General features: G+C 64.7%; 11 protein-coding genes and 2 tRNA genes. 5 read left to right on the forward strand and 8 right to left on the reverse strand.

Annotated elements, in window-relative coordinates; genetic code table 11:
- Window positions 1–7: 7 nt before the first annotated feature.
- Window positions 8–1849 carry a glutaminase A gene (glsA, locus tag AC3ENJ_RS12065; RefSeq protein WP_190781891.1) on the reverse strand — a complete coding sequence of 614 codons (1842 nt, stop codon included), beginning with the start codon at window positions 1847–1849 and terminating at the stop codon, window positions 8–10.
- Window positions 1850–2160: 311 nt separating this feature from the next.
- On the opposite strand from glsA, the gene AC3ENJ_RS12070 reads away from it, so the two are divergent.
- Window positions 2161–2233: transfer RNA gene (locus AC3ENJ_RS12070), tRNA-Lys, on the forward strand.
- Between the two features lie 78 nt (window positions 2234–2311).
- Here AC3ENJ_RS12070 and AC3ENJ_RS12075 read toward each other — a convergent pair.
- Complete coding sequence (locus AC3ENJ_RS12075) at window positions 2312–3076, reverse strand: SIR2 family NAD-dependent protein deacylase (RefSeq protein ID WP_431814225.1); 765 nt, start codon at window positions 3074–3076, stop codon at window positions 2312–2314.
- A gap of 134 nt (window positions 3077–3210) precedes the next feature.
- Here AC3ENJ_RS12075 and AC3ENJ_RS12080 point away from each other — a divergent pair, with 134 nt between their 5' ends.
- A complete protein-coding gene (locus AC3ENJ_RS12080; protein ID WP_431814226.1) occupies window positions 3211–4320 on the forward strand; it encodes a heparan-alpha-glucosaminide N-acetyltransferase domain-containing protein in 1110 nt (369 codons plus the stop codon).
- A 35-nt stretch (window positions 4321–4355) separates the two neighbouring features.
- On the opposite strand, the gene AC3ENJ_RS12085 is transcribed toward AC3ENJ_RS12080, so the two are convergent.
- The 3 genes from AC3ENJ_RS12085 to pstS are packed head-to-tail and all read right to left on the reverse strand — an operon-like array spanning window position 4356 to window position 6490.
- Window positions 4356–4982: an LLM class flavin-dependent oxidoreductase gene (locus tag AC3ENJ_RS12085; protein ID WP_431814227.1), complete on the reverse strand. Its 627-nt coding sequence runs from the start codon at window positions 4980–4982 to the stop codon at window positions 4356–4358.
- Window positions 4904–5329: an LLM class flavin-dependent oxidoreductase gene (locus tag AC3ENJ_RS12090; protein WP_431814228.1), complete on the reverse strand. Its 426-nt coding sequence runs from the start codon at window positions 5327–5329 to the stop codon at window positions 4904–4906. The genes AC3ENJ_RS12085 and AC3ENJ_RS12090 overlap by 79 nt, the downstream gene beginning before the upstream one ends.
- A gap of 54 nt (window positions 5330–5383) precedes the next feature.
- A complete protein-coding gene (pstS, locus tag AC3ENJ_RS12095) occupies window positions 5384–6490 on the reverse strand; it encodes a phosphate ABC transporter substrate-binding protein PstS (RefSeq protein WP_431814229.1) in 1107 nt (368 codons plus the stop codon).
- Window positions 6491–7209: 719 nt separating this feature from the next.
- Between pstS and AC3ENJ_RS12100 the strand changes: the two genes are divergently transcribed.
- Both AC3ENJ_RS12100 and AC3ENJ_RS12105 read left to right on the forward strand, forming a co-directional pair.
- Window positions 7210–9366, forward strand: a complete 2157-nt coding sequence (locus AC3ENJ_RS12100; protein WP_190781888.1) for a RecQ family ATP-dependent DNA helicase — start codon at window positions 7210–7212, stop codon at window positions 9364–9366.
- A 79-nt stretch (window positions 9367–9445) separates the two neighbouring features.
- Complete coding sequence (locus AC3ENJ_RS12105) at window positions 9446–10585, forward strand: glycosyltransferase (protein WP_431814230.1); 1140 nt, start codon at window positions 9446–9448, stop codon at window positions 10583–10585.
- A gap of 25 nt (window positions 10586–10610) precedes the next feature.
- Here the strand turns inward: AC3ENJ_RS12105 and AC3ENJ_RS12110 are convergent, their stop codons facing one another.
- Window positions 10611–12113: a lipopolysaccharide biosynthesis protein gene (locus AC3ENJ_RS12110; RefSeq protein WP_190781886.1), complete on the reverse strand. Its 1503-nt coding sequence runs from the start codon at window positions 12111–12113 to the stop codon at window positions 10611–10613.
- 10 nt (window positions 12114–12123) lie between these two features.
- On the reverse strand, window positions 12124–13248 hold the full coding sequence (locus AC3ENJ_RS12115) for a glycosyltransferase (RefSeq protein ID WP_190781885.1): 1125 nt from the start codon (window positions 13246–13248) through the stop codon (window positions 12124–12126).
- 239 nt (window positions 13249–13487) lie between these two features.
- On the opposite strand from AC3ENJ_RS12115, the gene AC3ENJ_RS12120 reads away from it, so the two are divergent.
- Window positions 13488–13576: transfer RNA gene (locus AC3ENJ_RS12120), tRNA-Ser, on the forward strand.
- A 163-nt stretch (window positions 13577–13739) separates the two neighbouring features.
- Here AC3ENJ_RS12120 and AC3ENJ_RS12125 read toward each other — a convergent pair.
- Window positions 13740–13919 (reverse strand): hypothetical protein, encoded by a 180-nt coding sequence (locus AC3ENJ_RS12125; RefSeq protein ID WP_190781884.1) that lies wholly within the window; start codon window positions 13917–13919, stop codon window positions 13740–13742.
- Between the last annotated feature and the right edge of the window lie 564 nt (window positions 13920–14483).

Consider the following 14483-nt stretch of genomic DNA (forward strand, 5'->3'; position numbering starts at 1 on the left):
CGCGTGATCAGTCCGTGGTGTGGGTTTCCCCGGCCTGCTGACGCCAGCGTTCCTCGATGCGGCGCATAGCGTGCGCCGAGACGGCACGCCACCACCGCAGGGCCAGATCCGGGTGGGATTTCTCGATCTCGTCCACGGCCTCCGGTGGCAACCGGCGGGCCGTCACGTCCGTGAGCGTGGTGAAACTGACCATGTGCCGGGAGTCCGTTCCCAGGGCCACCTCACCAAAGCTCATGCCGGGGCCCACGACCTCCAATTCCACGCGCTCCCCGGTGGGGGAGCGGCGAGTGATTTCCACATTGCCCGAAATCACCATGTACACACCCTCAAACCGTTGCCCGGCTCGCAGCACCGTGGTTCGGGCGGGCCACTCCACGCGCACGGTCTTGGAACGAATTTCTTCGACGTCCGCCTCGGACAGCGAGCTGAGCAGGTCCGAGCGGGTCGAATGCACCTTGTCCGGCATGCATTCGGGGCCGCCGAACTTGTCCAGGATTTGATCCTCCGCCCACGTCAGGGCCTCGGCGCGCGTGGGGAACACGGTAACGGGGTGCTCCAAGTCCTGCGTATGTTCTGAGCCCTTCTCAGCAATGATGCTCAGGTGGCGCCCGACCTGTTCCAGCTGTTCCGATGTGCGGCCCAACAGCGGCATCACGTACCGGGCCAGATCGTCCACCGGCCTGATGTCCACCAGCACGTAGGCGCATTCACGCGCGGCCTCACGAATCGTGCGGATCGCAGTTTCCGCGCCGGCGAAACGTAGGTCCCCCTGCAATTCGATGATCCGCACATCTTCGCCGTGTTCCTCAAGCACCTCGGCGGCGGCCTCGTTGCGGCGCATCAACGACGGCGCCTCGGACAGGTAGTACTCGGAACGCACGGTCGAGTGGCCGTTGCGTTCCGTTCGGGCGAAGTGCAGGTCCAGATCCTCGGTCAGGCGTTCGCATGCTGCCACGCCACGCACCGAATTGCCGTGTTGATCCAGCGGAGGAGAGAAGACCGCCACGGCCAGCTGACCGGGAAGGACCGCGAGGATACCGCCGGACACACCGGATTTGGCCGGCAGCCCCACCTGCAGGGCCCAGCGCCCGGCATCGTCGTACATGCCGCACGTGTTCATGACGGAGAGGACGTCCGAGATCACCCGGGTGCCCAGTACACGTTCACCGGTCAGGGGATTGCTGCCCCCCGCGGCGAGCGTGGCACCCATGCGTGCCAGATCCACGCAATTGAGCATTACCGAGCACTGCGCGAAGTAGTCCTCGAGCGCGTCCGTGGGATCACCTTCGATAATGCCGCGGGATGCCAACAACCACCCGAGGGCGCGATTGCGATCACCCGCGCGGTGTTCTTGAGCCTGAATGGTCTTGTTGTAGCGCAGCTGCCGCCCGGCCAAACGGGAATACAGGCGCAGAATGCGATCCCGGCGCGTGCCGTGGGCGGTGTTCTTGACCAGTGACGTGGCCGCGATCGCACCCGCGTTGATCATGGGGTTGGCGGGGCGGCCCGTTGCGGGCTGCAGGGAGATCTCGTTGAACGCGTCACCGCTGGGCTCCACGTCGATCTTCTCGAAAACGCCGTCCATGCCCCGGTCCACCAGCGCTTGCGCGTAGGTGAATGCCTTGGAAATGGACTGGATGCAGAAATCCTGTTTGGAATCACCGGCCTGATAGATGGCACCGTCCACGGTGGCCACGGCAATGCCTAGAAGGTCCGGATCGGTATGGGCGAGAGCCGGAATCGAGTCGTTGATGGCGCCACCACGGACCTCGCGCAGGTCCTCCATCACCCGTTGCAGGTACTCGGTGATGACGGAAGGGCCCAACTTGGTCTTGGAGACGGTGCTCATGAAGTGCGTACCTCTTGCGGGACCACGGGTGACCCGGACAGCACACGGAGCACCACAGACGAACAAATGGATTGGGTCGACAAAATCCCCACCAGCACCGCCGGCTGCAGCATGGCCGCCTGAGCGGGGATGCGCCCCCACCAAGGCTCCCATACATGCGCCGGATAACGTGAGCGAACCGGTAGCCGGCGTCTGGTCGATGTGGGCCGGCACGCATGACGGCGGGCAATGCGGTGGCGCCGAAAGTGGAAAAGTGCTGTGCCTGCGGTAGAGTAGCGGTGCTCCGTTCCCGGTTCGCCGTTGCGGGGCACGCGCCTTTAGCTCAGTTGGTAGAGCAGTGGACTTTTAATCCATGGGTCGTGGGTTCGAGCCCCACAGGGCGCACCTCCTGCGCAAGGCCCGAACCTGTACCGTGGTGTGTTCATCGGTTGAGGTTCGGGCCTTTCTCATGCCCGGCGCCGCTCAGTCCAGGGCACTCACCAGCGCGGGGAGTGCCTGGCCGGCCGGGGCGCGCCAGACGTGATCGACGCTGCCCGACACCTTCGAGACCCGGGGATTGATTTCAACCACGGGCACACCGCGCGCACCGGCGAAGTCCGGGATGCTCGCGGCGGGGTGCACCAGGCCCGAGGTTCCCACGACGAGCACCAGGTCCGCTTCTTGCACGGCTTCGACCGAGTCCTGGAACGCCCTCTCGGGCAGGGTCTCGCCAAACCACACGACACCGGGGCGGACCGGCCCACCACACTGATGGCATCCGGGCGGGTCGAGCCGAGCCACGGGCTCCGTAATGGGCGGATAATCGACGTCGGCGGGCGCGCCGCAGCTCGCGCAGTGCAGGGCGAAGAGGTTGCCGTGGACGTGGGCGAGAACCCCAGCGCCCGCCCGTTCGTGCAGGTCATCGACATTCTGGGTGGAGATCCACAGATCGATTCCGGGGCGAGCCTGCCATTGTGCAAGCGCCACGTGACCGGGGTGCGGGTCGGCCCGGCGCACGAGGGATGCGCGCCACGCGTACCAGGCCCAACACTGGGCCGGGTCGTCCTCCCAGGCCTCCGGGGTGGCGAGCTCCGCCGGGTCAAAACGCTCCCACAGTCCGGTCTGGGCGTCGCGAAAGGTCGGGACACCGGATTCGGCGGACATCCCCGCCCCGGTCAAAACCGTCACCCGCCGGGCCGAGCGTGCGAGGTCGAGGATCTCGGTGGGCACTCGATCGGAGGCAGACATGTTCCTCACGCTAGATCATGACTTCCCAGCTACCCCCGCAGCAACGCCTAATTCTCCCGGTGCGCCATGATGGGTACATGCCACCGTCCGCAGCGTCACCACCACGCAACATGTCACAGCGCGTGGAGCGGAACGTGGCTCGGCTGGAATCGCCGGACCGGATCCCCGGCATCGATCTGGCCCGGGGCTTGGCAATCCTGGGTATGTACGTGGCCCATCTGACCGTGGTCACGCCCCTGGAATGGTCGCAACCCGAGACCTGGCTCGGGGTGGTCGAGGGCAGGTCCGCCATTTTGTTCGCAACCCTCGCCGGTGTGTCCTTGGGTCTCATGGGCTCCGGGATTCGAGCGCGAGCCGGCGAACACAGCGCGGCACGCGCCCCACGCCGCGCCATCACGATCCGCGCGCTACTCATCTGGACCCTCGGGCTACTTCTGCTCAGTCTTGACGCGCCCGTGTTCGTGGTGTTGCCGGCCTACGGCCTCCTCTTGGTGATCGGCGGGTTCATGGTCTCGTGGTCCGGGCGGGCGCTCGTCCTCACAGCGGCGCTCGCGGCCACTGTTGCGCCCTTCGTGGTCACGCTGATCGACAGCGGGGGCCCGCCCGAACGAGGAAGTGCCGCGGACTTCGTTTCCGACGTGCTCGGGTGGAATTACCCCTTTGTGCTGTGGCTGGCGTTCGTGGCCGCGGGGATCATTGCGGGGCGGTTGATCCGGCGCGGAATCGGCCCCACGGTGTTGCTGCTCGTGTCCGGGGTGGCACTCTCCGTGCTCGGTTACGCGGTGTTCGGCCCTGTGGGTAATCACGTGATTGCTCGTCACGGGTCGGATCTCCAGACCGGATCGATTCTCTGGGCGCTGTCGGTCTTTCGCGACGACCCCCACTCGAACGGGGTGGGGGAGGCGTTCGGCTCGGGAGGATTCGCGCTCGCAATCCTCGCCTTGTCCGTTCTTGCGGCGACGACGTCACTGCGCTGGCTTCTGTGGCCGGTTCGGGTAATCGGGTCCATGCCTTTGACGGCATACACGGCGCACCTGCTCGTGTGGGGCATCTGGATCATGGTCACACCGGGAGTGGGCTCCGACATCGACCGGTTGCAAGGATTTCTGGCGCTCGATCCGTTCTGGCCGATCACCCTGGGAGTCACGACGGGCTGTATGGCCTGGGCATTGATATGGGGGAAGGGCCCCATGGAGCAGCTCGTTCATGCGGTATCGGCCGAGGCGGGGGAGCCCGGCCGGTAGATGGCATCCGTCCCGAGCTGGGCGAGGGACGCGGACTATAGGGTCGCGACGGCGCGAGCCAACCGGGCGTCGGAGTCGTACAGCGCCGCAACGTCAAAGGTGGACGCCGTGCTCATGATCTCGTCCGCCCCGGTGCGCTCCAGCAGGTCGCTGACCTCGCTCAGAACCTTGTCCTCCGTCCCCGCCATGACGGTTGCCAGTGCCTGGGAGACGTAGCGATCTTGCCGCCCCGTGCGCTGCGCGGGGAGCGACGTCGTCGGCTGGAGCGGCGGGAAGGACCCGGTGAGGCGGGATTGAGCCATGGCCCAGGCCTCCGGCACAGCGAGGTCGCGAGCTTCCGAGGCGGAGTCGGCCACGAAGAGTTCCGCGGAGACGATCAGATACGGTTCGGCCTGCTGGGAGCTGGGGCGGAACTCGGAGCGGTACGCGTCGAAGGCCTCCGGGCTTGACGTGAGCAACGGCCCACCGACCACCGCCGGAAGGCCCAGCTCTGCTGCGATTTGCAGCCCGGTACCGGTACCCAGCACGAAAAGCGGGATGCGGCCGGTATCGGCCGGGCGGATCGTGACGTTGCCCGCTCCTGTCAGATACTCGCGGACGTCATCGATGGCCGCCGCGAATTCTCGCGGCCGGGCCTGCAACGCGCCGAGCGCTTCGCGCACCGGTTTGGTGAAGCCCAGGGAGCGCCCCAGACCCAGGTCGAAACGCTCGCCTGCAGGGCCGTGAGCACCGCGAATTCCTCGGCGACCACGATGGGGCGGTGATTGGGCAACATTACTCCGCCGGACCCCACACGAATCGTGTTGGTGGCGGCGGCAACCGCCTGGGCGAGCAAGGCCGGGGTTCCCGAGGCCACCCCGGGAACCCCGTGGTGTTCGGACACCCAGAACCGGTGAAACCCGACTTCCTCTGCGCGTCGGGCGCGTTCCACCGTTTGGTGCAAAGCGGCGGAATCGGTGTGGCCCTGGCGGGTGCGGGATCGGTCGAGGAGCGAAAGTGGAATACCCATCACTGACAGAACACGGCCGCGCGGTCACTCATTCCGGGGGGCATTGCATGGTGGTCATGACCGCAGCGTAATGGAGTCCAGTGCCACCTGAGCCTCCTTGGTGAGGTTCTCGGGAAGGGGCGCGCTCTTGACCGAGTCTCCCGCCAGCTGTTGACCCTCGGGGCTGACCACGTAGTGCCCGAAGGTCTTGACCAGTTCCAAGGTTTCGGGGTCGCTGTAGCTCGTGCAGAACACATGGTACGAGGCCAGGACCACGGGGTAGGCGCCTTGCACGTCAGGGGTGCGGTCGATGTCCAGTGCGATGTCGTGTTCACCGGTTCCTTCCACCCGAGAAGAAGCTCCCACGGCCGCAGCCGCGGTTTCGGCGGTCACGGGCACGTACTCGTTGCCCACCTTCACCCTGGCTTTGCCCAGGGAATCTCCCACGAGGGAGTCGTCCGCGTACGTGATGGCGCCCTCGGTCTGGTTCGTCACGGTGACCACGCCGTTGTTGCCCTGGGCGCGCTCGCTGGGAAGGGCGTTGGGCCAGCCACCGTCATGCTCGTCGGTCCATATCTCGGGTGCGGTGGCCTCAAGGTAGTCGGTGAAATTCTCCGTGGTCCCGGAGTCATCGGCGCGGGCGACCGGGGTGATCGTGCCGTCAGGCAGGTTCACATCCGGGTTCTGGTCTGCAATGGCAGGGTCATTCCACCGTGTGATGTCGTGTCGGAAGATCTTGGCGATCGTGGGCGCGTCCAAGTTCAATTCCTTGATGCCCGGCAGGTTGAAGGCCACGCTGATGGGGGAGATGTAGACGGGAATGTTGATGGCCCCGCCCGGACCGCAGGTGTCCGTGACTTCGGTCTGCTCGTCCTCGTCCAAGTACGCGTCCGAACCCGCGAAGTCCGTGCCACCGCCCACGAGTGCGGAGCGACCCGCGCCTGAACCGGCTGACAAGTATTGCACCTTGGCGTTGGGGTACGTGGATTCGAATCCGGTCCGCCACGTCTGCATGGCCGCGTTCTGGGCCGATGAGCCGATACCCGTAAGGGTGCCCGACAGCGAGGTGTCGCCCTGTTCGGCGGCCCTGCGTTGTTCCTCACCCAAGGGGTAGTCGGAACCGCAACCGGTCAGTACCATTCCGGCGGCCAGGGCCAGCGCTCCGAGTTTGGAGTAACTCATTGTCTTTCGAGGGGCACCTGTTCGGCTCATGTTCATCTCCGCGACATGTTGAGGGCAGAAGACCATGGTAAACACGCAGGCGTCCAAGTCGCGCATCCCGGGCCCTTCTGCACGGGAGGCTCACCCCTGCGTCGGATTCCCCGGACGGATCGGAGAAGTGACCTTCCATGTGGGTAGCTTGGGGGACGAGCCACAAGTTGACGTGTCCCCTCTTTACGCCACGGCGCACCCGGGTCCAGTAGGTGACACGTCCCCTATGGGTCTTGAAACCACGTTTGGCTAGTGCAAACGTGAACCCCAGGGTTGAGGACAGCCCGTGTGATGCGGTTCGAATAGTGCTGGCAACGGAGCGGAACTCATGCTTACATACTGTTGTTACTTCAAGTACCGGGGAGCAACCAATGTTTTGGCCAGGGGGGCCAAAACCTGTCCTGTCGGGTACGGTGAACGCGTTGAAACGCTGGGGGGCGTGAAAGCGCAATTACTCACCGTGAAGTAATGAACGGAAGTCATTGCGGGGGCTTTGGCTTCACCAGCGGATTGATCCGCACCGGCTCTGCCGGTGGACGCGTCCGCCGGGCTCGTGTTTCTTCGGGGGAAAAAACATGAGCGCGGCGGGCGCCTTCCACTTTAACGGTCCGTGACCTCCCTCCAGCGGTCTCCAGCCACTCACGCCCCCCTTGCTTATGCGTGTCTGATTGCGCTGAGACACTTTCGGCATGAACCAGGCATCGGAGACAATCGACCGTCAGCTGTACGAGCAGGCCGTGACTTACCTGCGTGCGCTCACCAACAACCCGGCAGCAGACTTTCACCCCGGGCAGTTCGATGCCATTTCCGCACTGGTTCGGGAGCACCGTCGCGCCCTGGTGGTCCAGCGCACCGGCTGGGGCAAGTCCGCGGTCTACTTCATCTCCGCGCTGTTACTGCGAGCACAGGGGTACGGGCCCACACTCATCATTTCCCCGCTGCTGGCCCTCATGCGTGACCAAGTGGCGGCGGCGGCCCGAGCAGGAGTCCGGGCGGCGGCCATTTCCTCGGCCAACCCCACGGAATGGGGGGAGGTCACCGCCGCACTTGAACGGGGGGAACTCGATGTCCTGCTGGTCTCGCCCGAGCGCTTGAACAACCCTAGGTTCCGGGACGAGCAGCTCCCACAGCTGGTGGACCGGCTCGGCCTTCTGGTCGTGGACGAGGCCCACTGCATTTCTGACTGGGGACATGATTTCCGTCCGGATTATCGCCGGATCAAAGACCTGCTGGGACGCCTTCCCGATTCGGTGGCCGTCCTGGCCACCACAGCCACGGCCAATGAGCGAGTCATTGAGGATGTCCGAGAACAACTGGGCGTGGGAGTTGGAGATCACCGCGAAGTGTTCACACTCCGAGGGCCGCTGTCGCGGGCGTCGCTGCGGTTGGGTGTCCTGCGTCTGCCCTCCACGGCCACCAGGTTGGCGTGGCTGATCGAGCACTTGGACGAGCTGCCGGGGAGCGGCATCATTTATGCGCTGACCATCAGTGCCGCGGAAGACACCGCGCGAGCGCTCACGGAAGCCGGACACGCGGCGGTGGCCTACACGGGCCGAACTGATGCGGCGGAGCGCGAAGAACTCGAAGCCGCCCTGAAAGACAACACCGTGAAGGCGCTCGTGGCCACGTCGGCGTTGGGCATGGGGTTCGACAAACCGGACCTGGGGTTCGTGGTCCACCTCGGTGCGCCGTCCTCACCGGTGGCTTACTACCAGCAAGTGGGCCGTGCCGGCCGCGCGACCGACAGCGCCGATGTCCTGCTACTGCCCGGTGCCGAGGACCGCGAGATCTGGGAATATTTTGCCACCGCGTCCATGCCCACGGAGGAGAAATCCGGGGCAGTGCTGACGGCGCTGGCCGAGCACGGGGGGCCCCTCTCGGTCGCGGCCCTGGAAACCAGGGTGAACATCAAACGCACGCCCTTGGAGCTGTTGTTGAAGGTGCTCGCAGTGGATGGCGCCGTGGAACGTGTCTCGGGTGGTTGGCAGTCCACGGGCAAGCCGTGGGAGTACGACGCCCCTCGGTACGACCGGGTTCGCCGCGCTCGCATTGCCGAGCAGCAGGCCATGATGGACTATCAGTTCACCACTGAGTGCCGCATGCAGTTCCTGGCCGAGCAATTGGATGACCGAACGGCCCAACCGTGCGGTCGCTGCGATGTGTGCGCCGGCGCGTGGTACGCCACCACAGTGCACAAGGAGGCCTCCGCGGCTGCGGACAGCGCCCTGCATCGAGCGGGTGCGCCCCTGGAGCCCCGCGCCCAATGGCCCACCGGCATGGACCGGCTCGGCATCCAGGTCAAGGGCAAGATCCCCGAGGACGAACGCGCGGACCGGGGTAGATCTCTGGCTCGTCTCACCGACTTGGGATGGGGGCAACGATTGCGGGAGATTTTCCGCACCGATGACAACGGTCAGCCCGTGGACACCACCGTCGACTCCTCCCTGGGGCGTGCGTGTATCGGTGTTCTCGCCCAGTGGGACTGGTCGACTCGCCCCACCGGCGTGGTGGCCATGCCGTCATTGTCTCGGCCCGAGTTGGTGTCCTCCCTGGCGCAGGGGCTCGCCGCGGCGGGGCACCTGCCCTTCCTCGGAACCCTGCGGCTCAACCAGGATGTTCCGCGCGGAAGCCACGGCGGAAACAGTGCCTACCGACTCGCGGAAGTATGGGACCGGCTCTCCGTTCCACCCGAGATCGCGCAGGCCCTGCGGGAACAACCGCAGCCATCGATCCTGTTGGTGGATGACCTGGTGGATAGCCGCTGGACTCTTACCGTTGCCGCGCGTGAGCTGCGCTTGGCGGGCGCCACCAATGTTCTGCCGTTCGCTCTGGCAGCCCAGGGCTGACCGGAAACGTGACTGCACCAACGTGACCCGAGGGGTAGCCACCAAGCGCTGTCTCAGAGGATTCCATTAGTCTCGTGACATGCACGAATCATCTGGCCCGCCCGTGGTCGACGTCGTCATTCCCGTTCACTCCCCAGACCGCCCGCTGGGACGGGCCGTGGACTCGGCCATTGCCGCCACGCGGGGAATGCGCCCCGCGGACTGCGGGATCCTGGTGGTCGCGCATCACCTATCCGCACGGCAGGTTGAGTCCATGCTCTCGGACGAGCAGCTGGCGCGAGTGACCATCATCGAGTGCTCGGACCCGGGAACTACACCCGCAGGTCCGCGCAACACCGCTCTGGAACGGACCACCGCGGCCTTCATTAGTTTCCTCGACAGCGACGACACCCTGGACCCCGGGGCCGTGGATCGGTGGTTGTCGATTGCTCAGACCCGTGGCAGCGACTGGGTGCTGCCGTTCCAGCACCACTCCGATGGGCGAGCGGACATGACTCCCATCACCCGCCCGTGGCGCAGCTCCAATCTCTCCGCGGTGGCGGACCGGTTGTTCTATCGAAGCTCAGCTTTTGGGCTCATCCGTGTGGCCACGGCCAGAGCGGCGGGCGCCCGGTTCGATACCGGCGTGATCACGGCCGAGGAACAAGCGTTCATTCTTCGGCTCCACACGCACGCCCGGCGCATTGATTACGCCCGGGGTATCCCCGGACTGCTCGTCCACGCGGACGCGACGGATCGGGTGTCCCGGGTTCCCATTCCCGTGCTCGACCAAGCCCGGCCCGCTCTCCGCCTCAGCGAAGCGCAGTGGTTCGCTCAGGCTCCGCCCGCCCTGCAAGCGGGGTTCTACCTGAAATTCATCCGGGTCAACATTTTTCCCTCCATCGAGTTGCATGTGAAAAATGGGTCGTGGGATCGCTCACAGGCGCAATCGACGTACGACTCGATTCAGTCCCTGCTGCGTGCCGCTCCGCTGAGCAAAAACCAGCTATCACGGGCCGACTCGCACGTGATCGAGCTGCTGAGCAATCCCGAGACGGAACCGGCGCGGTTGGCGCAGGCCCTGGCCGCACGACGTCGTTTTGCCTCACCTGCGGCATTGGCGACCCCGCGACTGTCGTGGTTGCTCGCGAGGAACGCCCCACTGCGGATCAGCGCGGCGGGAGCAATTCAGATTCTGCGTCACAAGTGGGGCCGGCGGCGCGGTTCGGCGGCGGGTTGAAGTCCGCCCCCGGGCAGTCGGGCCGCTAGTTCTTGCGCAAGCGTCCCGCAACCATGCGGATGCGGGGTGCCAGATCGCCCCAAGAAATCAAGGCCCACGCGGCGCAGAACGCCAAGGTGAGAACACCGGTCACCCACAACTCAGAGTGACGCAGGCCGAAGAACAGGCAGCCCAGAATCAGGGCGTACCCGGCCACGATTCGGGTGAGTAGGCCGCCCCAGCGCATTCGGTCATGAACCCAGACCACGATCATGGGCGCCAGAGCGCTGATGAAACAGGCCACCGTGTAGCCAATGGCAGACGCCATGACTCCCATGGTGGGTCCCAGCCACAGGATCGTGCCCACGCCGAGCAACATGCCCACCCCGTTGCACAACGCAAGGACCCTGACACCCCACGACTCGCCGCCGTTGAGACGGGAATTGGCGGCGTTGAAACTTGTGGCCGAGACGGCGAAGAACAGGATGATCAGCAGCGGCACCGATCCCGCGAATTCATCGATCCGAGCGCCGTACAACACGTGAATGAGGGGCTCAGCCCAAATGATGCCCACACCGAAAACGGGGAGGAACACCAGGACCATCACCCGCATGATGGAATCCAGCTGCCGTTTCATGTTCGCGTGGTCGCCCGCCGTGAACATGCGCGCCACGGAGGGGGCGAGCGCGACCAACATGGACGAGGAGAGCATGCTCGCGGGAGTTGCAATGGCCACGGCCGCGGAATACTGACCCACGGCAGCCAGGGTGTCGAAGCGGTGCCCGAGCAGCAAGGACAACTGCAGCAACCCCGCGGCCGTGATGATGTTGATGGACGCCCAGAGGGTGAACATCAGAATTTCTTTCTTGAGGGCCGACGGCAGCTTGCTTCCGCCCTTGCGAGGCCAGGACGGGATGGCGTACATCAAATACCCGACGCTCAAGGGAAGGAGCAACAGCGGTGTGAGTTCCCCCAGGAGAACAATGACCAACAGCGTGAGGGTCGCGAAGGAACTGATGCAGTCCCAGGCCGTGGTCGTGACGAACTGGTTGTTCCCGGTTCTGACACCGCGCACAAAGTTGTAGGCGGACAACGAGATGACCAGCAGGCCCGTGGACAACGCGTAACTCAGGGGGAGGCCCAGCGCGAAGACAGACAGCACAACCGCGGTGGCGGACAACGCGGCCATGCCGATCGCTGCGCTCCGCGAGGCGTACAGGCTCACGGATAATTGTTCGTCCGAGTTTCCCCGGCCGCGTGCCATGGCAATGAATTTGGACGCCGCATTGCCCGAGGCCTGGGGCCACAGCAGGACCAGGAACAGCGCCAGGGAAATAGCGGTATTGACCTGGCCCAGGATTTCGTTGCCCAGGAGGTTGCCGATCAGCAAGGTGTAGCCGAAACGCGACAAACCCTGGACGAACACGGCGATGACGGTCAGGGCGAACGAGGACCCGATGGGGTTGTCCTTGTTCTCGTGGTTGGGGGGCGGGAAGAGAATTCCACGCCAGCGCCCTGGAGCGCCCGGAGTAGCAGCCGGAGTGGTCATTGGGTGAATACTAGCCAGAGATCTTGGATGTAAGGGTCGAGCGGTCGGTGATCAGACGGTAAATCGTGTCGAACGTCGCTCCCACGGCCTGCCGGGAGAATCGCTCGCGGACCGTGTCGGCGATGCGGTCCGGTGAAACCGCGTGGAATCGGTCCCAGGCCAGGAGCACGGCATCGGCCAGGTCGTCGGGTTCCCAGCTGTCTGTCAGTACGGAGTTCTGGTCGGTGCAGTAGTCGTCGAAACCGCCACTGAGCGGCACCGCGGCGGGACGACCAGCGGCCTGGGCCTCGGCCACCGCCGTGAAGAAGTTCTCTTGCTTGCTGGGCAGGAAGAACACATGCGCCCGCGACAGATGCTCTGTCACTTCCGAAGGGCCAATGGGGCCGGTGAAGACCACACGATCGCCAATACCGAGTTCTTCGGCGCACTTCTGCGCGGCGGCCATCAGCGGGCCTTTACCCACGAGCGTGTATTGCACATCCGTTCCGCGCTGCACCAGGCGGGCTACGGTTTCCAGCGCGAGCAACGGCTGTTTCCGGTCAACGAGGGCTCCCACGCCCACGAGCCGCAGGGGAGGCGCGGACGGGAACGGTTGAATTGGGTTCGGGTTCTGCACCACGCAGGGAACCACGTGCGTGGCGCCCGGGCGCGAAAACTTGGCCATCTCGTCAGCGAGTTCCCTTGTCACACCGGTGACTGCGTGGGGCAATCGCAAGACATAGCGCAGCCAGGACACACTCCGCCACAGCGTTCCCACACTCGCGGGATTGACCACGCCGTTCCAGTGTTCGGTGTGGGCCCAGGGCACCCTACGGAATAACCACGCGGGTGCCGCGAAGAGGGCCGCCGAAAACGCCATGGTGTGGAGTACGTCAGCACCCTGTAATCCGCGTGAGATCAAGCGGGCTACTCGGACAAAACTCAGCGGATTCGTCACATCCAGCCACACTCGAGTGACCGGGACACCCTCGTAGAATTCTTGGACGGAGGGGCGGGATTCTCGACCGATGTTGATGTGCACCACGGAGACGAGGTGACCAGCCTCCTGAAGCGCCCAGCAGTGCTCCAGGACAAACGGTGTCCGGCTCGGAATGTCCGTATCCGGAAACCAAGCAGTGACCACAAGTGAGCGCATGAGGTGGCACCTTCCAGCGGTATCGGCGGCACGGGGTCAGCGACGCATGGTCGGACCCGCGGTGTGACTGATCAATGAGGTAACCGGGATCGGGATGGATCGGATCCTGCGAGAACCGGCCTCAAATTACCATAGCCATTGTTCCTGACCCCGTGCGTTTTGACCCCGGCTCCGCCTGGCGGATAAGCTGACCATCGTTGTTTTTATGTCCGGTGTACCCACCGGTGATAACGCAACGTGGAGACGTGCCAGAGCGGCCGAATGGACTTCACTGCTAATGAAGGGTCCGGATTAAACCGGACCGGGGGTTCAAATCCCCCCGTCTCCGCCCTTTGTCCTGAGTCGGGTCATCGTTGACAGATGAGTCGGTAGATGGATGACAGAAGGGTTCTGGAACTTTATGGTTCCGGGGCCCTTTTGTCGTGTCTGGGGTCGGGGGTTCACTGGCAGCGGCGTTGTGGAGGTGCTGAGACAGTCGTTCTCAAGTTCCGTCATTTGAGCTGATGTCTCCTGTGCAGGGCATTCATGCGTGGGTGCTGCAACTGCTGGAGGGACCGTGCCAGCCGGTTCAGATCGTGGACGTCGTAGCGGGTGAGCAGGGTGTAGACCCATTGCCGGCAGAGCCCGTAGCGGGTGGCGGCCTGGGCGATGGTGAGGTGCTGATCGCGCACGGATCGGACGATGACTAGATGACGTGTTGTGCTTCCCATCCACCATCGTCACCGGCCGGGGCTGTTCACGATGTCGCGACTCACCGGTCAACGATCACGGGGTGGTTGCCAGCGTCAACACTGTCAACGATGTCCTGACTCTAGACACCCCCGTCTCCGCCCACCTGACTAGGCAAAATGCCGCCCCAGTTCCCCGGGGCGGCATTTTAGTTGACGTGCACCCTACGATTCAGGCCATGGCCAGCATCCGAGAGCGTTCACGCAAGGACGGCACGATCGTCTGTGTTGTGCCGTGCCGTGCTCTGGCGCGAGGCCGACACCGGCAAACAAACCTCTCGCACCTTGCTCCCCCCCCCCCCCCCGCAGGACGCCCATGAGTTCGCGGACCTCCTCAATGCCAACAGCAACAGCAACAACAACAGCTTCGCGCTCGCGGCCCGTGCTGCCTCCCAAAAGCATTCGACGGCGCCTAGACGAGCGAGTCCGTTTAGGCATAGTGGTCGTAGGCGATGAGGGAACGCTTGTTTGGTGTGCCGATGAGCCAGTTGTGCCAGATTCCGGCGG

The organism is Kocuria sp. cx-455 (genome assembly GCF_057707085.1).